Origin of the sequence: Isoptericola halotolerans, assembly GCF_003003075.1 — a bacterium.
GTDB lineage: Bacteria > Actinomycetota > Actinomycetes > Actinomycetales > Cellulomonadaceae > Isoptericola > Isoptericola halotolerans_A.
The window spans coordinates 26,496-46,917 of record NZ_PVTX01000004.1; the positions used below are offsets into that span (position 1 = coordinate 26,496).

Below are 20,422 nucleotides of genomic sequence, written 5' to 3' on the forward strand. Positions count from 1 at the left end.
AGTGAGATCGGATGAGACTTCGACCAGCGGTCGCCGTGCTGGCGACCACCGGGCTCGTGGCCGCGGGGGTGGGTGCCGCCGTCGCGCAGACGCCCGCCGCTCCGCTCGCCGCCGCGCCGGCGAGCATCGCCGACGACTACGACTGGCGCAACGTCGAGATGGTCGGCGGCGGGTTCGTCCCCGGCATCGTGTACAGCGAGTCCGAGCCCGGCCTCGTCTACGCGCGCACCGACGTCGGCGGCGCCTACCGGCTCGACCAGGCCACCCAGCGCTGGGTGCCCCTGCTCGACCACGTCGGCTGGGACGACTGGGGCCATTCCGGGGTGCTGTCGCTCGCGACCGACCCCGTCGATCCGGACAACGTCTACGCCATGGTCGGCTCCTACACGAACTCCTGGGACCCGAACGACGGGGCCGTGCTGCGTTCGTCCGACCGCGGCGAGACGTGGACGAAGACCGACCTGCCGTTCAAGGTGGGAGGGAACATGCCGGGCCGCGGCATGGGCGAGCGTCTCATGGTGGACCCGAACGACAACTCGGTGCTCTACCTGGGCACGGAGGGCGGGAACGGCCTGTGGCGCTCCACCGACTCGGGCGCCAGCTGGTCCGAGGTCACGAGCTTCCCGAACCCCGGCAACTACGTCGCCGACCCCGACGGCGGCGAGTACAGCGACAGCATCCAGGGCGTCGTGTGGACGCTCTTCGACCCGACCTCCGGCACGCCGGGCGAGCCCACCCCGACGATCTACGTCGGCGTGGCGGACACCGAGAACAACGTCTACCGCTCCACGGACGCCGGCGAGACCTGGGAGCGGGTGCCCGGCCAGCCCACCGGGTTCATCCCGCACAAGGCGGAGCTCGACCACACCTCCGGGCAGCTCTACGTGGCGACGTCGGACACGGGCGGCCCGTACGACGGCGGCTCCGGCGACGTGTGGCGCCTCGACACCGCCACGGACGGGTGGACCCGGATCAGCCCGGTGCCCTCCGACGACCCGGACGCCTACTTCGGGTACTCCGGCCTGACGATCGACCGCCAGGACCCGGACACGCTCATGGTGGTCTCGCAGATCTCGTGGTACCCCGACATCCAGGTCTTCCGGTCCACGGACCGCGGTGAGACCTGGGAGCCCATCTGGGAGTGGACCAGCTATCCGGAGCGGTCGAAGCGCTACGACCTCGACATCTCGGGGGCACCGTGGCTGGACTTCGGCAGCACCGGCACTCCGCCCGAGGACTCCCCCAAGCTGGGCTGGATGACCGAGAGCTTCGAGATCGACCCGTTCGACTCGGACCGCTTCCTGTACGGCACCGGCGCCACGATCTACGGTGGCGAGAACCTCACCGCGTGGGACGACGGCGGCACGGTCGACATCTCCGTCCGGGCCCAGGGCATCGAGGAGACGGCGATCCAGGACCTGGTGGCCCCGCCCGGGGACGTCGAGCTGGTCTCGGGGATGTACGACATCGGCGGTTTCGTGCACCACGACATCACCCAGGTGCCCGACGCCTACGGCTACACCCAGCCGTACCAGAGCGGCGTGCTGAGCCTCGACGTCGCGTGGCAGGAGCCGGACACGATGGTGCGCGTCGGTACCGGCGGCGACCAGCTCCTCGGGGTGACCACCTCCGGTGGTGACTCCTGGTGGGCCGGGCAGCAGCCGGCCGGCGCCACCGGTCCCGGCAACGTGGCGATGGCGGCGGACGGCTCGGCGATCGTGTGGAGCCCCGAGGGCACCGGCGTGCACGTCTCGACGTCGCTGGGCTCGTCCTGGACACCCTCGACCGGCGTGCCCGACGGCGCCACCGTGCGCGCCGACCGGGAGGACCCGTCGGTGTTCTACGCGCTCGCCGACGGCAGGTTCTACACCTCGCACGACGGCGGCGCGACCTTCGCCGCGTCGTCCGCGACCGGGCTGCCCGACGCCGGGCGGCACCACGTCGAGGCCGTCCCCGGCCACGCCGGGCACGTGTGGGTCGCCGGGGGCGAGGCCGACGGCGTCTACGGGATGTGGCGCTCGACCGACCACGGCGAGACGTTCGAACCCGTCGCCGGCGTCGACGAGGGTGACACGATCGGCTTCGGCAAGGCTGCCGAGGGCCATGACCACCCGGCCGTGTACACCTCGTCGAAGATCGACGGCGTGCGCGGCATCTTCCGGTCCGACGACGCGGGTGCCAGTTGGGTGCGGATCAACGACGACGAGCACCAGTACGCCTGGACGGGCGGTGCCATCACCGGCGACCCGGACGTCTACGGGCGGGTCTACGTCGGCACGAACGGCCGCGGCATCGTGGTCGGCGAGTTCGGCGGCACCCCGCCGGAGCCGACGCCGACGCCGGACCCGACCGAGCCGGACCCGGACCCGACGGACCCCGAGCCCACTCCCGACCCCACCGAGCCGGACCCGGGCCCGAGCGAGGACCCGGCTGAGGGTTCCTGCGCGGCCGACTACGCCGTCGTCGGCCGGTGGCAGGGCGGCTTCCAGGGCGAGATGAAGGTGACCAACACCGGCGACCGGGCCCTCGCCCCGTGGGAGCTGGCGTGGGAGTTCACCGGTGGCGAGACCGTCGCGCAGTCCTGGGGCTGGAACGTGACCCAGACCGGCGCGCACGTCACCGTGACGGGACCGGCGTGGCAGACCGACCTCGCACCGGGCGCGACCGCGTCGGTCGGCTTCATCGGGACCGGCAGCCCCGCCGAGATCGCGGCACCCACCGCCAACGGACAGCCCTGCACCACCTGACCCGATGTTGTGGGCGCGATCTCTGGCCCGATACGTCCGCTTCGCCGGACTTCGCGGCACAGAAATCGCGCCCACAACGCTCGGCCGGGACTGCCGTGCCGAGCCCGAGGGTCAGCGGCGGCGGCGGAAGACGATCGGGTCGCCGGCGAACTCCGCGAACACCGCCCGCTCGTCGGCCGAGAGCCGGCGCGGGCGCCCTGCCTCGGCGTCGAGGACCACGATCGTCGTCGTCGCACGGGTGTAGGGCTCCAGGCCCGACGCCGGGCCCGTGCGCGGGAAGCCGCCGGGAGCGCCGTCGTACACCTCGTAGCAGACCTCGAGCGAGGCGCCGCCGATCGCCCCGATCCACATCTCGATGCGCACCGGGTCGCGGGAGAACTCGAGCGGTCGCAGGTACTCGATCTGCTGCCCGGCCACCAAGGTGTGCGACGTCGCGTGCGGGCCCGTGTCGAGGATCGCCGTCGGCCACGGATCCTCGGCCTCCGGGTGGCGCCAGAACGCCGTGATGCGGGCGTCCTCCAGCAGCCGGAACATCGCGACGTTGTTGACGTGCTGGTAGGCGTCGAGGTCGGACCACCGCAGCGAGACGGGGACGTGCAGACGGGTCATGCCTGGCATCGTCGCACGGCTCCACGCCCGGTCCGCGCGGGGCGGCGTCTCAGCACCCGCCTCACGCCGCCGCGGTCGCCGCGTGCTCACGGCACGTGGCCAGCGCGGCCATCTCTGCCGCGACCGGCTCACGGACGTCCTCGCGCGCCACGGCCTCCACCGACGTCCGCAGACGACGGCGCACCCGCCCGGCCCGCCGGCGCGCACCCAGCGCGGCCAGCGGTCGCGCGAGGAGCGCGACGAGCAGCCCGCCGAGGATGCCGCCCAGGGCGAGCACCGTCGCCCACGGCAGGTCGAAGGCCCCACCGCCCCACCGCGTGAAGTCGAACGTCAGGACCGGCATGATCAGTGCCGGGAGCTGGAAGTAGCGCAACGCCGCCGCGACACCCAGCCACAGCAGCCCCACCACCGCCGCCGCCAGCAGGAGCCACTGCAGCACTCCGACCGCCCGCCACCAGACAGGGCGCCGCGCCTCCTCCAGGCGGGTCGAGGCCACGGCCTGGTCGAGGGTGTCCGGCAACCGATCGACGGCCTCCGTCCCCCGTTCCCGTGCGGCGAGCACCCACGCGTCCGGCGCCCCCGCGGAGACCTGGTCGACGTAGGTGCGCACCGCCGTCGCCGCGGAGGCCCGCACGCTCGGGCGCGTCTGGGGCAGCGACGTGCGAGCAAGGTCCGGCCGGTCGACCGGGACCCGCACCTGGTCGCTGCGCAGCCCGAGCCGACGCAGCGGGTCCTTGCGGGCGCGCGTGATCCAGCGCGTCACCGGCCACCCGGTCGCCAGGTGCGCGTCCCGCTTCGCCGCCCTGCGGACGGCGTCGACCACCGTGGTGGCCCCCGCCGCCTCCTCGAGCGCGTCGACCAGCGCACCCTGCGCCCGGTCGGCCGCCCGGGCCGGAGGCGCCTGCCCGCACGCGTCCACCACCCGCCGCGCGACCGCCCGCGTGTCCGCGGCCAGGCGTGCCGTGGCGGCCTCCCGCCGTCGGGCCGCGTCCGCGAGCAGGCCGCGCAACCGGTCGACCCCCTCGCCCGTGCGCGCGGACACCCCCAGCACGCGCGCCCCGGAGAGCCCGTCCGCGGCGACGAGCCGCCGCAGGTCGGCCAGGATCGCCTCGGCCTCGTCGGGTGCCAGCCGGTCGATCTGGTTGAGGGCCACGACCACGACCTCGGAGCGCCCCGCCAGCGGGCGCAGGTACCGCTCGTGGAGGGCCGCGTCGGCGTACTTCTGCGGGTCGACGACCCAGACCAGCAGGTCGGCGCGCTCCACCAGCCGCTCGGCGCGCACCCGGTGCTCGACCACCACCGAGTCGTGGTCCGGCAGGTCCAGGAGCACCAGCCCCGTCGAGATGCCGGCCGGCGGCCGAGCGCGGCGCAGCAGCCCGGCCGATCGGTTCGAGGGCGTGGCGTCGACGTCGGGCTCCATCTCGTGCCGGCGCCGCACGTCCAACCAGTCCAGCAGGTCGTCCGCCCCCTCTCCCCACACCGCTGCCAGCGCGTGCGAGGTGGTGGGCCGCTGCACGCCGGGCTCCGCCAGCTCCGTGCCGGCCACGGCGTTGAGGACGCTGGACTTGCCCGACCCGGTGGCACCGGCGAGCGCCGCCACCGTGTGCTCGGCGCTCAGTCCGCCACGCTCGCGGGCGCGCTCGACGACTCCGCGCGCCTCGTCGGCCAGCTCGCGGTCCAGCCGCCCGGCTCCGGCCGCGACCGCCTGCGCCAGGGCCGCGGTGCGGGTGGCGAGATCCGGCTTCATCCCTGGTCCTTCCGTCGCCAGCGCCGCCAGAACGGCACCTTGGGCTCGTCCGAGGCCTCGGGCCCCCCTGCGTCGGCCGTCGTCTGGCCTGCGGACCCGCGCCCCGCGAACGAACCCGGCACCCCGGGGATGCCCTCGGGACTGGTCGGCGGCCGGAAGGTCCCCGCGCCCCGCAGCATCCCCCCGCTCCACGGCCGGGTGAGGCCGTCGTCGGCCCGTGACCGGGTGGCCCGTTCGTCGCGGGCCGCCGCCGCCACGTCGCGGGCCGCGTCGCGCAGGCGGTCGCCGCGCACGTCGTCGGTGCCGAGTGCGTCGAGCTGGGCGGTGTACCGGGCGGACTGGCCGCGCAGCACGGCGTCGACGCGGGCCGTGAGCCGTTCCTTCGCCTGCGCGGCGAGGCGACGCACCGCATCGTCGCCGAAGACCGCCTCGAGCAGCTTCTGGGCGACCACCGCGGTACCGCCGGCGATGCCCACCTCGAGCCCCGTCAGACCTGCGGTCGAGGCGAAGACGACGACCATCAGGCTCACGCCCAGCGCGTTGACACCGAGGGACAGCGCCCGGGCGGTCCCTCGCCTGCTCTCCCCCTGCTCCCGGACGAGCTCGAGGACGTCGCCCTGCCACGCGCGGATCGCCCCGGCGACCTCGGGGCGCAGGCCGGGCGCGGTGCGGCTCAGCTCGAGGCCGTCCAGGAGCCCTGCACCCGCCGCGTCGTCGCGCCAGGCGGCATACGTCCGCTCGGCGGCCTGCTCCGCCGCGTCGAGCACCACGGACTCGAGACCGTGGGCGATCGCCCGTTCCACCTGCGGCGCCTCCTTGGGCCGGCCGCGCACGACCCGCACGACGGCGTCACGGACCTTCCCGGCACGCGCCTCCAGCGACCGGAAGAACTCCCCCGTGCCGATGAAGTCCTGCCACCGGGCGAGCACCTCGCCCCGCAGCAGGGCGCCGTCGGACGTCGCGGCCTCGACCTGTCGCAGGGCATCGGCGTGGTGGCGTTCCACGACGTCGCGCAGGCGCGCGTCGGCGGCGTGCTGGACGTCGGCCGTGCCGGCCAGCTCGTTCGCGCGCCGGACGAGGTCGTCGACGACGCCGTCGCGCGTCGCAGCGATGACGCGCGCCCGCGAGTCGGGGTCGCCGCCCAGGCCCGTCAGCCAGGTGGCGAGCTCGCCGACCGCCTGCTCCGGCAGCAGCCCGTCCGACAGCACGGTCTCACCGCCCGGTCCTGCCTCGGGGACGACGAAGAGCGCGGCCTCGGCCAGACCGTGCTCGGTCATGAGGCGGCGCAGGTCGGTCGCGACCTCCTCCGTGCCCGGGTCGACCCGGTCCAGGACGAGCGCGACCTGCGCACGCCGGGCCGCCGCCGTCGTCAGCAGCTCCCACGGCACCGCGTCCGCGTACCGGGCCGCGGTGGTGACGAAGAGCCACAGGTCGGCGGCGCCGAGGAGCTGGGTGGCGAGGTCGCGGTTCGCCTCCTCCACGGAGTCGACGTCGGGAGCGTCGAGGAGGGCGAGTCCCTGCGGCAGGTTGCTGGAGGCGACCAGACGCAGCGCACGCGGCCCGGCCGCCGGTCCTCGGTCGTCGCCACGGCCGCCGTCACGTGCGCCGTCCGGCGGCGTGCCGTGGACGCTGGTCCGCGCCAGGCCGGGCAGCACCCGGTCACCGGTGAACCACCGGGCGTCGAGCGGGTGGTGGACGAGCACCGGGGCGCGGGTGGTGGGGCGCAGGACGCCCGGCGCCGTCGCCTGCTCCCCCAGCAACGAGTTGACGAGGGTGGACTTCCCGGCTCCCGTCGACCCGCCGACGACGACGAGCAGCGGCGCACGCTCGGCGCGCAGGCGGGGCAGGAGATAGTCGTCGAGCTGGTCGGTCGCCCGGGCGAGGTCGGTGCGAGCGTGGTGGACGCCCGGGGTCTCCAACGGCAGCCGTAGGGCGCCCAGCCGGGCCCGCAGCGCGTCCAGCGCATCGAGCAGCGCGGCCGCACCGGCGTCGGGCGTCAGCGCGGCGCTCGCCGAGACGGCTCCGTCGGTGCGCTCGTCGTGCTCGTCGGGCGGGCCGGTCGCGGTCATGTGCCCAGTCTGCACACATCGGACGTTCGGTGCATGGAGGCGACCGCGTCGTCGTGTCGCCTGGCCGCGCCGTGCGCGACCGGCCCCACGGAGCGTTGTGGGCGCGAATTCTGGGTCCGAAGATCGCCCATAACGGGGCAGAACGGACCAGAAATCGCGCCCACAACGGCACGGAGGGTGGGGGTCAGTCGCGGGTGAGGCGACGGTAGGTCACGCGGTGCGGACGCGCGGCGTCCGCGCCGAGGCGCTCCACCTTGTTCTCCTCGTAGGACGCGAAGTTGCCCTCGAACCAGTACCAGTTCGCCGGGTCCTCGTCGGTGCCCTCGTAGGCGAGGATGTGCGTGGCGACGCGGTCGAGGAACCACCGGTCGTGCGAGACCACGACGGCGCAGCCGGGGAACTCGAGCAGCGCGTTCTCGAGCGAGCCGAGGGTCTCGACGTCGAGGTCGTTGGTCGGCTCGTCGAGCAGCAGCAGGTTGCCGCCCTGCTTGAGCGTGAGCGCCAGGTTCAGCCGGTTGCGCTCACCTCCGGAGAGCACCCCGGCGGCCTTCTGCTGGTCCGCGCCCTTGAAGCCGAAAGAGGCCACGTAGGCGCGCGATGGGATCTCGACGTTGCCGACCTGGATGAAGTCGTGCCCGTTCGAGACGACCTCCCACAGCGACTTGTCCGGGTCGATCCCGCCGCGGGACTGGTCCACGTAGGAGATCTTGACGGTGTCGCCGACCTTGAGGTCACCGCCGTCGAGCGGCTCCATGCCCACGATCGTCTTGAACAGGGTCGTCTTGCCGACGCCGTTGGGGCCGATGACGCCGACGATGCCGTTGCGGGGCAGCGTGAACGACAGCCCGTCGATGAGCTGGCGGTCGCCGAAGCCCTTCTCCAGGTTCTTGGCCTCCAGCACCGTGCTGCCCAGGCGCGGACCGGCCGGGATCTGGATCTCCTCGAAGTCGAGCTTCTTCGTCCGCTCGGCCTCCGCGGCCATCTCCTCGTAGCGGGCCAGGCGCGCCTTGGACTTGGTCTGCCGCCCCTTGGCGCTCTGCCGCACCCACTCGAGCTCGTCCTTGAGGCGCTTGGCGAGCTTCTGGTCCTTCTTGCCCTGGACCTCGAGACGGGCCTGCTTCTTCTCCAGGTAGGTCGAGTAGTTGCCCTCGTAGGGGTACAGGCGGCCGCGGTCGACCTCGCAGATCCACTGGGCCACGTGGTCCAGGAAGTACCGGTCGTGGGTCACGGCCAGCACGGCGCCGGGGTACGTCGCCAGGTGCTGCTCGAGCCACAGCACCGACTCGGCGTCCAGGTGGTTGGTGGGCTCGTCGAGCAGCAGCAGGTCCGGCTTCTCCAGCAGCAGCTTGCACAGCGCGACGCGGCGACGCTCACCACCGGAAAGCACGGTGACGTCGGCGTCCGGCGGCGGGCACCGCAGGGCGTCCATCGCCTGCTCGAGCTGGCTGTCCAGGTCCCACGCGTCGGCGGCGTCGATGGCCTCCTGCAGCTCGCCCATCTCCGCCATCAGTGCGTCGAAGTCCGCGTCGGGCTCGGCCATGAGCGTGGAGATCTCGTTGAAGCGGTCGACCTTGGCCTTGATCGGCCCGACGGCCTCCTCGACGTTGCCGAGGACCGTCTTCTCCTCGTTCAGCGGCGGCTCCTGCTGGAGGATGCCGACGGTGTAGCCGGGCGACAGCCGCGCGTCGCCGTTGGAGGGCTGGTCCAGGCCGGCCATGATCTTGAGGATCGTCGACTTTCCGGCACCGTTCGGGCCGACGACGCCGATCTTGGCGCCGGGCAGGAAGTTCAGCGTGACGTCATCGAGGATGACCTTGTCGCCGTGCGCCTTGCGCGCCTTGTACATGGAGTAGATGAACTCAGCCACTGGCTCGTTTCCACCGTTCGATCGCGCTGTCTGAGGGTTACCGGCGGGCACGGCGGAGGACCGGCGTGCAGCCGGTCCCCCAGCCTACGCGACGCCGCCCCTCAACCGCCGACCGGTTCCGCCTCACCGGTGAGCTCGTCGACCACGTGGGCGCCCGTCGCCTGCCGGTCGTCGCCCGTCAGGTCGTCCGCCACCAGGTCGTCGTCGCGTCCGGAGCGGTCGCCCGACGACGCCTCGCTCGTCGCGTCGTCGCCGGTCAGCGAGCGGGCGTCGTCCGGCGCCGCCGGGACCGCCCACGGAGAACCGCCCTCGTCGTCGGGCACCGGGCCCGACTCGTGGACCACCTTGGTGTACCGCGTCATCCCCCGGGTGGCGTCGGGACCGATCGCGTCGGCGTCCACCACCAGGTTCACGCGGTCGCGGCCGTCACGGTCGGTCCACTCCTCGGCGGAGAGCCGCCCGGTCAGGACCACCGGTTGTCCCTGCACGAGGGACTCGCAGACGGTGCGCGCCGCACCGCGGAACGCCTTGACGGTGAACCATGTGGTCCTGCCGTCCCGCCACTCCCCCGTGACGGCGTCACGCAGCCGGCGCGTGCTACCCACGCGGAAGCTGGTCCAGGCGACGTCGTTCTGGGACAGGTGCAGCGCAGGGGTCGTGCCGACGTAGCCGGTCACGGTCACCGTGGCCTCGCTCATGAGGTCCTCCTGGGGTCTCTGGCCGGCACCGTGCCGACCGCACCCCCAGGCTCAGGCGGACGTGGCGGCCCTGTCGTCCTGCTCCGGTGCTTCTGTGGACGCCACCCTGGCTGGGGATAGCCTCAGCGCCCCGGTGAGCGGACGGGACGACGGCAGGTCGCGCGCCGACCGCGCGAGCTCGCGCACGCGGCGGTGATCCACGAGCACCCGCTGCGTGGGCTCGCCGAGGTGGCGCACCAGCACGTCCCGCACCGCCTCGCGTCCCTGCCGGGCCACCTCCGACCTCCGCCGGGCGGCGAGCCGCCGGCGCACCACGGCCCGCACCAGGGCCAGCACCGCCGCGACGACGAGGAGCACCACGCCGCCGCCCAGCAGCACCTGGTCCCACGGGCCGGCCACCTCGAGCACGCCCGTCAGCGCGAGCACGCCCGCGACCACCATCAGCGCCCCGAGCGCCGCGCACACCCAGGCCGCACGGCGTACCGGCCGTGACCAGGCCGGACCCCGCACGTCCAGGTCCACGCCCTTGAGCGCCTCGGCCACGGCGGCACGCAGCCGGTCCGCCCCGGCGACCGACTCGGCCAGCGACCGCTGCCAGCCGGGACGCAGGGCGACCCCGGCACGGGTCAGCCAGCGCGCCCGGGACAGCGCGATCGTGTCCCGGTCCGGCGCGGGGACCTCGGGCATGCCGTAGCCGTTGCGCACGGCGGCGCCGACCTGGCTCGCGACGGCGTCGAGCCCGGTGGCACCCACGACGGGCTCGAGCTCGCGGTCCACGGCGGCGTCGAGCTGCCAGGGGATGTCCGCCGGGACCTGCGTGAGCAGCGCGGCCGCCGCGGAGTCGAGCTCGGCGGCGGCACGACCGGCCGCCACCGACCGCCGCGCGCACGCCTCCTCGAGGATCTCGCGGACGTGGCCGATGCCCTCGCCCGTCTTCGCCGACGCCGGCTGCACGTGCACCCCGGTCAGGCCGTCGTCGGCCAGGAGCCGGCCGAGGTCCTCGACGAGGTTCTCCCGCTGGGAGTCGGGCACGGTGTCGACCTGGTTGAGCACCAGCACCATCGAGGACTCGGAGCCCACCTGTCCGCTCAGGTAGCCGGTGTGCAGGGCGTCGTCGGCGTACTTCTGCGGGTCCACCACCCACACCAGCAGGTCGACCAGGGGCAGCACGCGATCCACGACCTCGCGGTGCGCGGGCTCCACCGAGTCGTGGTCGGGGAGGTCGAGCAGGACGAGGCCCGCCAGCCCGGCGGCGCCGTCGCCCTCGAGGTCCTCGCTGTGCGTGATCCGCCGTTCGCGGTCGACGCCGATCCAGTCGAGGAGCGGTTCGGCGCCGTCGGACCACGAGCAGGCCGTCACCCGCGCCGTCGTCGGCCGCTTGACCCCGACGTCCGCGAACGACAGGCGCGAGATCTTGTTGAACAGGCTGGACTTGCCGGAGCCGGTGCCGCCGGCGAAGGCCACCACCGTGTGGTCGACGCCGAGCTCGAGCCGACGGCGGACCCCCTCCACGGCCGTCTCCACCCGCTGCGCCGTCACCCGGTCCAGGCGGGGCCCGGCGAGCGCGAGCGCCTGGGCGAGGTCCTCGGTGCGCGCGCGCAGCGTCGCGTCGTGCGAGGTCGTCGTCACGTGAGCCTCCTCAGCTCGGCGAGCCGCAGACGCAGGGCGGTGGCCGCGTCGTCCGCCAGGTCGGGTGAGTCGAGCCGCGCGCGCACCGCGTCGATCTCGGCGCCGACGACGAGGGCGGCCCGGTCGGCCAGGTCCTCGCGCAGCGCCGCCACCGGTTCGGACGCCACGTCGGCCACGACCCGGTCCAGGAGCCGCGCGGCGTCGTCGCTGCCCGCCGCCGCGGCGAGCAGCAGGGTCGCCAGGCCGCGCTCGCCGAACGCCTTGGCGGCCGCCCGCACGGGTGCGGCGGGCTCGGGGCCGAGCAGGGCGGCCACCCGGTCGTCCGCCCCCGCAGCCCACTGCGCGACCGTGCTGCTCGTGGTCTCGCCACGCGCCGTGGCGCGTTCCTCGGCGTCCGGCAGCGCGTACGGCCCGCCGGCGGGAGCCGCTGGACCGCCGAGGAGCGCCCGCAGCCGCTCCTCGACCCGGGCGCCCGACGCCGTCAGGGTCCGCTGGGCGGCGGCCTCGACGTCGTCGCGCAGCACCTCGAGCGCCTCCGAGCGGGTGCGGCCCGCCCGGCGCGAGCTGCGGGCGCGGTCGCCCCGGACCTTGACGCGGTCGACGCCGGCCGTGCCGGACAGCTCGCGCCACCGCGCCTCGACCGACGCCCCGGCGACGACGCCCGCGGCCACGGCGTCCCGCGCCAGCTTCTCCGCGGCGGGCAGCTCGGCGTCGACGAGGCGGCGCAGGCTGGTGGCGGCCTCGGCCTGCGCCTCGACCGCGTCGGCGAGGGACGTGACCCAGCCGGGCAGCGCGGCCAGGGAGCCCTTGAGGGTGCGCACCACGACGGCCCGGGACCGGTCCGGCCCGGCCAGCATGTGGAGCCACCGCTTGATCTGACGGACCACCGACTCCTCGAGCAGCCCCTCGTGCGGCCCCACGTCCGGGACCACGAACAGCGGCGTGTCGGTCATGCCGTGGGCGCGCAGCCTCGCCATCAGGTCGCCGCGGATCGTGGTGAGGTCCGCCTGCGGGACCCGGTTGAGGACCATGGCCACGGACGCCCCGCGCTCGGTCGCCCGCGCGAGCGCCTGCCACGGCAGCGCGTCGCCGTACCGGGACGCGGTGGTGACGAAGAGCCACAGGTCCGCACCCTCGAGGAGCTGCTGGGCGATCGAGCGGTTCTCCTGCACGAACGAGTCGAGGTCGGGCGCGTCGAGCAGCGCGGTCCCGCGCGGGACGCCGTCGTGGTGGATCACGCGGGACAGCTCGGTGACGGGCCCGTCGGCGATCACGTCGGCGTCGGCCGGGTTGAAGGCGAGGACGGGCTCACGGGTGGTGGGGCGCAGCACCCCGGCCTCGGAGACCTCCTCGCCGAGCAGGGAGTTGTAGAGGGTGGACTTGCCGGCACCGGTCGAGCCGGCCACGACGACGACGGCGGGCGAGCTGAGCTCGGCGAGCCGTGGCAGCAGGTGCTCGTCGAGCTGGGCGAGCAGCCGGTCGCGCGACGCCGCAGCCTCCTGCGCGCCGTCGATCGACAGGGGGAGGCGCACGTCGGCGACGTCGCGGCGCAGGTCGCGCGCGACGTCGTGGACGGTGAGGCCGAGCTCCTCGGCCGCAGCGGCGTCCGACCGCCCGCCGCGGAAGCGGGAGGTGCGCGTGGAGGAAGTCACGGGCTCATCCTGGCGTGCCCGGCGGTCGGTGCCAAACGCGCGCGCCGTCGACGGCACGACTTCTCCGTCCGCGGGGACGACGGCGGCCCTCGGTCAGGCTTTCGGCCCGGAGCCGTCCGCCTTCCGGCCGGTCTCGCGCTCCCAGGCGTCGAGCTGCTGGGTGAGCGCCCGCGCCAGCTCGAACACCTGCTGGGGCGGGATCCGTACCCGCGACACGACCCTCGCGGGCATCACGCGGCCACCGGTCTGGGCGCCGGTCGCCTGGTCGACCGCCGGCTTGGCCGGCGACTTCGCGGCGACGAAGTCGAGGACGAACGACGTGGACGTGTGCCACACGGACGCGAAGTCCGCCGGCACCCCCGTCTCGTGCTCGCTGGGCAGATCCACCTGGAGCTTGAGCTCGGAGCTCGCCATGGCGGTCCTCTCTGTGGCAGTCCGGAGGCGTTGTGCGGTCGCTCCGACCGTACCCCTCGCCGAAGAGCGAGGTTGGTCACGATCGGGCCCGCAGGTGGAGCGCTCGGCGGAGGCTTGCTTGAATGACCGCCGCCCGCTCGGTGGGCGCTCGTCGCGGGCGGCGTAGCCGTCATCGCGACCGTCGGCGCGGGCACGTGACGGCCGCACCTCGTCCGGCGGCGACATCGCATCTTCCAGGCGTCGTTGACGTTGGCCGCCTGAGCGGCACGGGTGCCCCCAGCAGGACTCGAACCTGCAACCTACGGATTAGAAGGCCGTTGCTCTATCCATTGAGCTATGGAGGCGCGGGCCCATCGTAGTCAATCGGCGGCGGGAGCCGGGGCGCGCATCCGCAGCGCGACCAGCCCGCACACCAGGCACACGGCGACGTTCACGGCCACCAGCACCCGGTGGTCGACGACGGCGAGCGCGGCCGCGCCGGCCAGGGTCACCAGCACCCCCGGCAGGTTGAGCACCACGTGGCTGGCGGCACCGACCCGGCCCTGCATGCGGACCGGGGTGAGCACCTGCCGCTCGGTCACGTAGGCGACGACGGCGCTGGTGACGGTGAAGCCCACGATCCCCATGCCGAGCACCGCGGGCAGCACCCACGACCCGGCCAGCGGCACGAGTCCGACACCCAGACCCACGAGGCCGAGCGAGAACACCCGCAACCGGCCGAACCGCAGCATCAGCCGCCCGACGACGAGTCCCGCCGCCAGCCCGGCGACGCCCTGCAGCGCCGTCAGCGGTCCGAGCAGGGCCGCCTCGAGGCCCAGGTGCTCGAGGATCGCGAACGCCACCGCGTTGACGAGCCCGACCGCTGCCATCGCCCAGAGGATCGCGGTGGTCATGCCGCCGAGCGGCGGCGTGGAGAACAGGTAGCGGAACCCCTCGGTGGCCTCGGCCCAGAATCCTGCCCGCGCCTCGTCGTCCGGCGGCGACTCCGCGATCCGCACGACGGCGAAGACGGCGGCCGAGGCGACGAAGGCCACGATCGCCGCGACCACCAGCGGCGCCGGGCCGACCCACGCGTACACGGCCGCACCGAGCACCGGCATCGCGATGCGGAACACCTGGTCGATGGCGGCCAGCCGCCCGTTGGCGTGGCCCAGGGCCGCGTCGGGCAGCAGGTCCTTGAGCAGGCCGGACTGGCAGGCGGCCGTCACGTAGGCGACGGTCGCGTAGAGCACGGTCACGAGGTAGACGACCCAGACGTGCTCCGCGCGCGAGACGGCGAGCAGCGGGACGAGCACGAGCGCCCCGGCCGCGTAGGTCCACACCAGCATCCGACGGCGGGACACGCGGTCGGCGAGCCGGCCGAGGAACGGCGCCGCGAGCGCCGGGACGCCGAGCGCCGCGAAGGTGGCACCACCGAGCGCCGCGCTGCCCGTGAGGTCGGTGACCCACACCGCCAGGATCAGGACGAGCACCGAGTCGGCGAAGTTCGTCAGCGCCCAACCGGCGGTCAGCGTCCTGAACTGCGCGGTACGGAGCGCGGCGACCGGGCTGGGCACGGGGGTGGGCACCTGCCGCAGGATACGCGAGCACGACCGGCGCGAGGCTGCTACCAGCGAAAAAGCCGTGCATCCCGTCAGGGCCCGGGTGCATGCTCGGAGCACACCGCGGTGACGCCCGTCCGGCCAGATGCCGGACGGTCGGGTGGTCCCTGGCCCGGACCGACGAACCCACGTCACGAAGGAACGAACGATGCACCCGATCGAAGCGCACGCCGTCGCGCGCGCCATCCACCAACAGCGCCTCGCCGAGGCCGAGCGTGCCCGACAGATGCGTCGGCAGCGCGAGGCCCAGGCCGGCGCACCGTCCTCGCAGGACGGCCGGCTGCCCCGTCGGCACCGCCGTCGTCTGCGGCTGCGACTCACCGCCGCCGGTACCGCCCGGGGGTGGCGAGTCGCATGACCGCACCGCAGCCCGGCGCCGAGAGCCCCGGCCGTCACGACCACCGCGTCGCGACCGCCGGGGCTCTGTGCGTCACCGCCCGCCCCGCGGGCCCCGGACGTGGGCGGCAGAACGTAGGCTGGCTCTCGTGAGCCCGAGCAACCCGAACGACCGCATCGTGTGGATCGACTGCGAGATGACCGGCCTCGACCTGCGCGCCGACGCGCTCGTCGAGGTGGCCGCCGTCGTGACCGACTCCGAGCTGAACGTCCTGGGCGAGGGGGTCGACGTCGTCGTGCGGCCACCGGCGCAGGCGCTCGAGCAGATGAACGACTTCGTGCGCCAGATGCACACCACCTCCGGGTTGCTGACGGAGCTCGACGCCGGCACGACGCTGGCCGACGCCGAGGCGCAGGTGCTGGCCTACGTCCGCGAGCACGTCCCCGAGACCGGCAAGGCTCCCCTGGCGGGCAACTCGGTCGGCACGGACAAGATGTTCCTCGAGCGGGACATGAGCGAGCTGGTGGGGCACCTGCACTACCGGATCGTCGACGTCTCCTCGGTCAAGGAGCTGGCGCGGCGCTGGTACCCGCGGGTCTACTTCGCCTCGCCGCAGAAGAACGGCGGCCACCGCGCGCTGGCGGACATCCTGGAGTCCATCGACGAGCTGCGCTACTACCGCGAGGCGCTCTTCGTCCCGCAGCCCGGCCCCGACACGAAGTCGGCACGCGCGATCGCCGAGCGCATCAAGGAGACGTCGGTCACGACCCGTCCGGCGATGTCCTGATCGCCCGGCGGAGCATGTACACTTTTCGACGGCTGAGGCACTCGTTGTCATTCGTCTGTCGAAGCCATGGTGGCTATAGCTCAGTCGGTAGAGCGCCTGGTTGTGGTCCAGGAGGTCGCCGGTTCAAGCCCGGTTAGCCACCCCGTCGCACGAGGCCCGATCGCGGCTCGCGGAACTTCCGTGAGCCACGGTCGGGCCTCGTTCTCGTCGTGGGCCCGCAACGGCCGAAAAGCGCTGGGGGACCCCGGCCCGCACCGTCGACAATGCCGCCATGCGCGCACTGGACGACCTCGTGGCCGAGGCGGAAGCGGCCGACGTCACCGGCTGGGGCTTCGAGTGGCTCGACGGCCGGGCGACGGAGGAACGGCCGCCCTGGGGGTACGCCCGGCTCCTCGCCGACCGACTGGCCTCCTCCCGGTCCGCCCTGGACATCGACACCGGAGGTGGCGAGGTCCTCGCGGAGGCACCGGTGCTGCCGCCCCGGATGACCGTCACCGAGTCGTGGGCGCCGAACGCCGAGCGCGCCCGGCAGCGGCTGGAGCCGCGCGGGGTCCGCGTCGTCAGGTCCGAGGCGGACGGGCCGCTCCCGTTCCCCGCCGGCTCGTTCGACCTCGTGACCGCCCGGCACCCGGTCCGGCCGGACTGGCCCGAGATCGCTCGCGTGCTGGCCCCGGGCGGCCGCTACCTCGCCCAGCACGTCGGCCCCGGCTCCGCGTTCGAGCTCGTCGAGCACTTCCTGGGGCCGCAGCCCGACAGCCGGCGGGACCGTCACCCGGACACCGAGGTCGCCGCGGCCGAGGCCGCCGGCCTCCGGGTCGTGGACCTGCGGACCGCCCGCTGCCGGATGGAGCTGTTCGACGTCGGCGCCGTCGTCTGGCTGCTGCGCAAGTGCCCGTGGTGGGTCCCCGGGTTCTCCGCGGACGAGCACCGCCCGGCGCTGGAACGTCTCGACGAGCTGTTCCGCCGGGGCGAGCCGTTCGTGGCGCACTCCACACGCCATCTCGTCGAGGCGGCACGACGCCCCTGACGCCGTCGTGACCGCGCCGGACTCCGACGCAGGTCGTCGATGTCCCGCCGCACCGGCGGGTGCTCTCGCGCCTCGGGCAGGATTGTGGTCGGGTAGGACGTCGAACCCCCCGCCCGGAGGCACAGCCCATGATCGAGTTCCGCTCGGTGACCAAGACGTACCCGGACGGCACCCACGCCGTCGCGGACTTCGACCTGGTCATCCCGCCGCACACCACGACCGTGTTCGTCGGGTCGTCGGGCTGCGGCAAGACGACCCTGCTGCGGATGATCAACCGGATGGTCGACCCGACGTCGGGCGTCATCGAGATCGACGGCGAGTCGATCCTCGACCGGGACGCCGTGCAGCTGCGGCGCAGCATCGGGTACGTGCTGCAGAACGGCGGCCTGCTCCCCCACCACAAGGTGGTCGACAACGTCACGACCGTCCTGCGGCTGGAGGGCACGCCGCGCCGCCAGGCGCGCGACCGTGCGCTCGAGCTCCTGGACACCGTGGGCCTGGACCGTGCTCTGGCCGAGCGCTACCCGAGCCAGCTCTCCGGCGGCCAGCAGCAGCGGGTCGGCGTCGCCCGGGCGCTCGCGGCCGACCCGAACATCCTGCTCATGGACGAGCCGTTCGGCGCCGTCGACCCGATCGTGCGCGCCGAGCTGCAGACCGAGACCCTCCGCCTGCAGCAGGAGCTCCACAAGACGGTCGTGTTCGTCACGCACGACATCGACGAGGCGTTCCTGCTGGGCGACCAGGTCGTGATCCTGGAGAAGGGCGCCCAGGTGGCCCAGATCGGCTCGCCGAGCGAGATCATCGAGAACCCTGCCAGCGAGTTCGTGGCCAGCTTCATCGGGGCGGAGCGCGGCGCGCGTGCCCTGCACACGAAGCAGACGGAGCGCGGGACCGTGCTCGTCGACGGCGCCGGCCGCACGCAGGGGGTCCTCGTCGAGGACGGCGCATGAGCTGGGTCCTGGACAACCTCGACCTGATCGGCCGCCTCACCGTGGAGCACCTGCGACAGAGTGCGCTGCCCATCCTGCTCGGGTTCCTCGCGTCCATCCCGGCGGGCTGGCTCGCGTTCAGGTTCCGGCTCACGCGGGGCCTGGTCCTGACGCTCGTCGGCCTGCTCTACACCATCCCGTCGCTCGCCCTGTTCGCCCTCCTGCCCCCGCTGCTGGGCATCAGCTTCCTCAGCGAGATCAACCTGATCATCGCGCTGACGATCTACGCCGTGGCCATCATGACGCGGTTCGTCGCCGACGCGCTGGCCTCGGTCGAGCCGTCCGTCCGGCAGGCCGCGATCGCCGTCGGTTACGGCAGCTGGCGACAGTTCTGGCAGGTCGACCTGCCCCTCGCCGGCCCCGTCGTCCTGGCCGGCCTGCGGGTCACCGCCGTGTCCACCATTTCCCTGGCCACCGTCGGCATCCTCATCGGCATCGACAACCTGGGCTACCTCTTCACCAACGGCTACCAGCGTCAGATCGTCCCCGAGATCCTGGCGGGCGTGGTCGCCGTCGTCGTCATCGCTCTGCTGGTCGACGCGCTCCTGGTCCTGGTGGGCAGGGCCCTGATGCCGTGGTCCCGGAAGGGGGCGTGATGAACCTCTTCGCCGAAGCCTTCGCCTGGATCTTCTCCCCCGACCGGCAGACCGGCTCGTTGCCGCTGTCCGAGGCGATCTGGACGCACCTGGCGTTCACGTTCGTCTCCGTCGTCCTCGCCGCCGCGATCGCCGTGCCCCTGGGCTGGCTCATCGGCCACACCGGTCGGGGCCGCGAGGTGGCGGTGGCGCTGTCGGGCGCGGCGCGGGCGGTGCCGTCGTTCGGACTCGTCCTGCTGCTCGTGCTCGTCCTGGGGGTCACCCACAAGGTCGGCGCCTCCACCACGGCGTTCGTGCTGCTGGCGATCCCACCGATCCTCGCCGGCGCCTACGCGGGCGTGGAGGCGGTCGACCGCCGTGTGGTCGACGGTGCCCGCTCGGTGGGTATGACGTCCACGCAGGTGCTGCGCAAGGTCGAGGTCCCCCTCGGGTTGCCGCTGCTGATCGGCGGTCTGCGGTCGGCCACCCTCCAGGTGGTCGCCACGGTCACGCTCGCCGGCTACGTCGGGAGCTGGGGTCTGGGCTTCTACATCGTCCAGGGCATCCAGATCCGCGACTTCGCGCAGATCCTCGGTGCGGCGCTCGTCATCGTGGTGCTCGCCGTCGTGCTCGACGCCGTCTTCGCGATCCTCGAACGGCTCGTCGTGCCGGCGGGTGTCTCCGCGCGGCGCGCTCGCGAGAGCTGACTTCCCCCTTCCCTCCCCCTCCCTCGAAGCCCACGAAAGGCAGAACATGCGAACGACCCGACGCACCACCGCCCTCGTCGCCGGAGCAGCCGCCGCGCTGCTCACCCTCACGGCCTGCGGCGGCGACTCCGACCCGCTGGAGCAGGACACCGGTGGCGGCGAGGAGACCATGGCGTCCGACACGATCGTCGTCGGCTCGCAGGCGTACTACTCCAACGAGATCATCGCGGAGATCTACGCCCAGGCCCTGGAGGCCGACGGCTTCACCGTCGAGCGGAACTTCTCCATCGGCCAGCGGGACGCCTACATGCCGGCGCTGGAGAACGGCGAGGTGCAGGTGTTCCCCGAGTACACCGGCAACCTGCTGCAGTACTTCGACCCGGAGACCACCGCGACGTCGACCGACGACGTCTACGGCGCGCTCCAGGAAGCCCTGCCGGACTCCCTGGCGGTCCTCGACCAGTCGGCCGCGACCGACCAGGACTCCTACAACGTCACGTCCGAGTTCGCCGAGGCCAACGGACTGACCACCATCGGGGACCTCGCGGACGTCGAGGAGGAGATCGTCGTCGGCGGCCCCGCCGAGCTCGAGGAGCGCCCGTACGGCCCGCAGGGCCTGGCCGACGTCTACGGCGTCGACGTGTCGTTCGAGGCGACCGGTGACACCACGGTGCAGGACCTCGTGGCGGGCACCGTCAACGTGGCGAACGTGTTCAGCGCCGACCCGCGCATCCAGACCGAGGGCCTGGTCACGCTGGAGGACCCCGAGGGCCTGTTCCTCGCCTCCAACGTGGTGCCGCTGGTCAGCGAGGACGTGGCCGACGAGGTCGCCTCCGTCATCGACCCGATCAGCGCCGCCCTCACGCCCGAGGGTCTGGTGGACCTCAACGTGCAGTCCACCGAGGAGCAGCGCTCCAGCGAGGACATCGCCGCGGACTGGCTCGCGGAGAACGACCTGGCCTGAGCA

At 73.6% G+C, this 20,422-nt stretch carries 17 protein-coding genes and 2 tRNA genes; 9 read left to right on the top strand and 10 right to left on the bottom strand.

Translation table 11 applies throughout. The features are described 5' to 3' along the window. The first annotated feature begins 11 nt into the window (after positions 1-11). Complete coding sequence (locus BCL65_RS07015) at positions 12-2,747, top strand: cellulose binding domain-containing protein (protein ID WP_106266530.1); 2,736 nt, start codon at positions 12-14, stop codon at positions 2,745-2,747. A gap of 111 nt (positions 2,748-2,858) precedes the next feature. On the opposite strand, the gene BCL65_RS07020 is transcribed toward BCL65_RS07015, so the two are convergent. The 10 genes from BCL65_RS07020 to BCL65_RS07065 all read right to left on the bottom strand — a co-directional run bounded on the left by BCL65_RS07020 (position 2,859) and on the right by BCL65_RS07065 (position 15,000). Then, on the bottom strand, positions 2,859-3,356 hold the full coding sequence (locus BCL65_RS07020; RefSeq protein ID WP_106266532.1) for an acyl-CoA thioesterase: 498 nt from the start codon (positions 3,354-3,356) through the stop codon (positions 2,859-2,861). A 61-nt stretch (positions 3,357-3,417) separates the two neighbouring features. Next, positions 3,418-5,103 (bottom strand): GTPase, encoded by a 1,686-nt coding sequence (locus tag BCL65_RS07025; protein ID WP_106266534.1) that lies wholly within the window; start codon positions 5,101-5,103, stop codon positions 3,418-3,420. Then, a complete protein-coding gene (locus BCL65_RS07030; RefSeq protein WP_106266536.1) occupies positions 5,100-7,172 on the bottom strand; it encodes a dynamin family protein in 2,073 nt (690 codons plus the stop codon). Before BCL65_RS07030 ends, BCL65_RS07025 begins: the two co-directional genes overlap by 4 nt. A gap of 184 nt (positions 7,173-7,356) precedes the next feature. Further along, on the bottom strand, positions 7,357-9,039 hold the full coding sequence (gene ettA / locus BCL65_RS07035; RefSeq protein WP_106266538.1) for an energy-dependent translational throttle protein EttA: 1,683 nt from the start codon (positions 9,037-9,039) through the stop codon (positions 7,357-7,359). Positions 9,040-9,140: 101 nt separating this feature from the next. Then, positions 9,141-9,737: a single-stranded DNA-binding protein gene (locus BCL65_RS07040; RefSeq protein ID WP_106266539.1), complete on the bottom strand. Its 597-nt coding sequence runs from the start codon at positions 9,735-9,737 to the stop codon at positions 9,141-9,143. A gap of 51 nt (positions 9,738-9,788) precedes the next feature. Then, positions 9,789-11,366: a GTPase gene (locus BCL65_RS07045; protein ID WP_125206510.1), complete on the bottom strand. Its 1,578-nt coding sequence runs from the start codon at positions 11,364-11,366 to the stop codon at positions 9,789-9,791. Continuing rightward, complete coding sequence (locus tag BCL65_RS07050; protein ID WP_106266541.1) at positions 11,363-13,018, bottom strand: GTPase; 1,656 nt, start codon at positions 13,016-13,018, stop codon at positions 11,363-11,365. The genes BCL65_RS07045 and BCL65_RS07050 overlap by 4 nt, the downstream gene beginning before the upstream one ends. Positions 13,019-13,111: 93 nt before the next feature. After that, complete coding sequence (locus tag BCL65_RS07055; protein WP_106266543.1) at positions 13,112-13,432, bottom strand: DUF3467 domain-containing protein; 321 nt, start codon at positions 13,430-13,432, stop codon at positions 13,112-13,114. Between the two features lie 271 nt (positions 13,433-13,703). Beyond that, positions 13,704-13,776: transfer RNA gene (locus BCL65_RS07060), tRNA-Arg, on the bottom strand. A 15-nt stretch (positions 13,777-13,791) separates the two neighbouring features. Then, a complete protein-coding gene (locus BCL65_RS07065; RefSeq protein WP_165799968.1) occupies positions 13,792-15,000 on the bottom strand; it encodes an MFS transporter in 1,209 nt (402 codons plus the stop codon). Between the two features lie 181 nt (positions 15,001-15,181). On the opposite strand from BCL65_RS07065, the gene BCL65_RS17965 reads away from it, so the two are divergent. The 8 genes from BCL65_RS17965 (at position 15,182) to BCL65_RS07105 (ending at position 20,419) form a co-directional block, all read left to right on the top strand. Continuing rightward, complete coding sequence (locus BCL65_RS17965; RefSeq protein ID WP_106266547.1) at positions 15,182-15,391, top strand: hypothetical protein; 210 nt, start codon at positions 15,182-15,184, stop codon at positions 15,389-15,391. Between the two features lie 127 nt (positions 15,392-15,518). Further along, positions 15,519-16,157: an oligoribonuclease gene (gene orn / locus BCL65_RS07075; RefSeq protein ID WP_106266549.1), complete on the top strand. Its 639-nt coding sequence runs from the start codon at positions 15,519-15,521 to the stop codon at positions 16,155-16,157. 69 nt (positions 16,158-16,226) lie between these two features. Then, a tRNA-His gene (locus BCL65_RS07080) sits at positions 16,227-16,299 on the top strand. 129 nt (positions 16,300-16,428) lie between these two features. Then, positions 16,429-17,184 (top strand): class I SAM-dependent methyltransferase, encoded by a 756-nt coding sequence (locus BCL65_RS07085; RefSeq protein WP_106266551.1) that lies wholly within the window; start codon positions 16,429-16,431, stop codon positions 17,182-17,184. A 128-nt stretch (positions 17,185-17,312) separates the two neighbouring features. Beyond that, a complete protein-coding gene (locus BCL65_RS07090; RefSeq protein ID WP_106266553.1) occupies positions 17,313-18,134 on the top strand; it encodes an ABC transporter ATP-binding protein in 822 nt (273 codons plus the stop codon). Further along, a complete protein-coding gene (locus BCL65_RS07095; protein ID WP_106266555.1) occupies positions 18,131-18,769 on the top strand; it encodes an ABC transporter permease in 639 nt (212 codons plus the stop codon). The genes BCL65_RS07090 and BCL65_RS07095 overlap by 4 nt, the downstream gene beginning before the upstream one ends. After that, a complete protein-coding gene (locus tag BCL65_RS07100) occupies positions 18,769-19,455 on the top strand; it encodes an ABC transporter permease (RefSeq protein ID WP_106266557.1) in 687 nt (228 codons plus the stop codon). Before BCL65_RS07095 ends, BCL65_RS07100 begins: the two co-directional genes overlap by 1 nt. 46 nt (positions 19,456-19,501) lie before the next feature. Beyond that, positions 19,502-20,419: an ABC transporter substrate-binding protein gene (locus tag BCL65_RS07105; RefSeq protein WP_106266559.1), complete on the top strand. Its 918-nt coding sequence runs from the start codon at positions 19,502-19,504 to the stop codon at positions 20,417-20,419. The last annotated feature ends 3 nt before the right edge of the window (positions 20,420-20,422 follow it).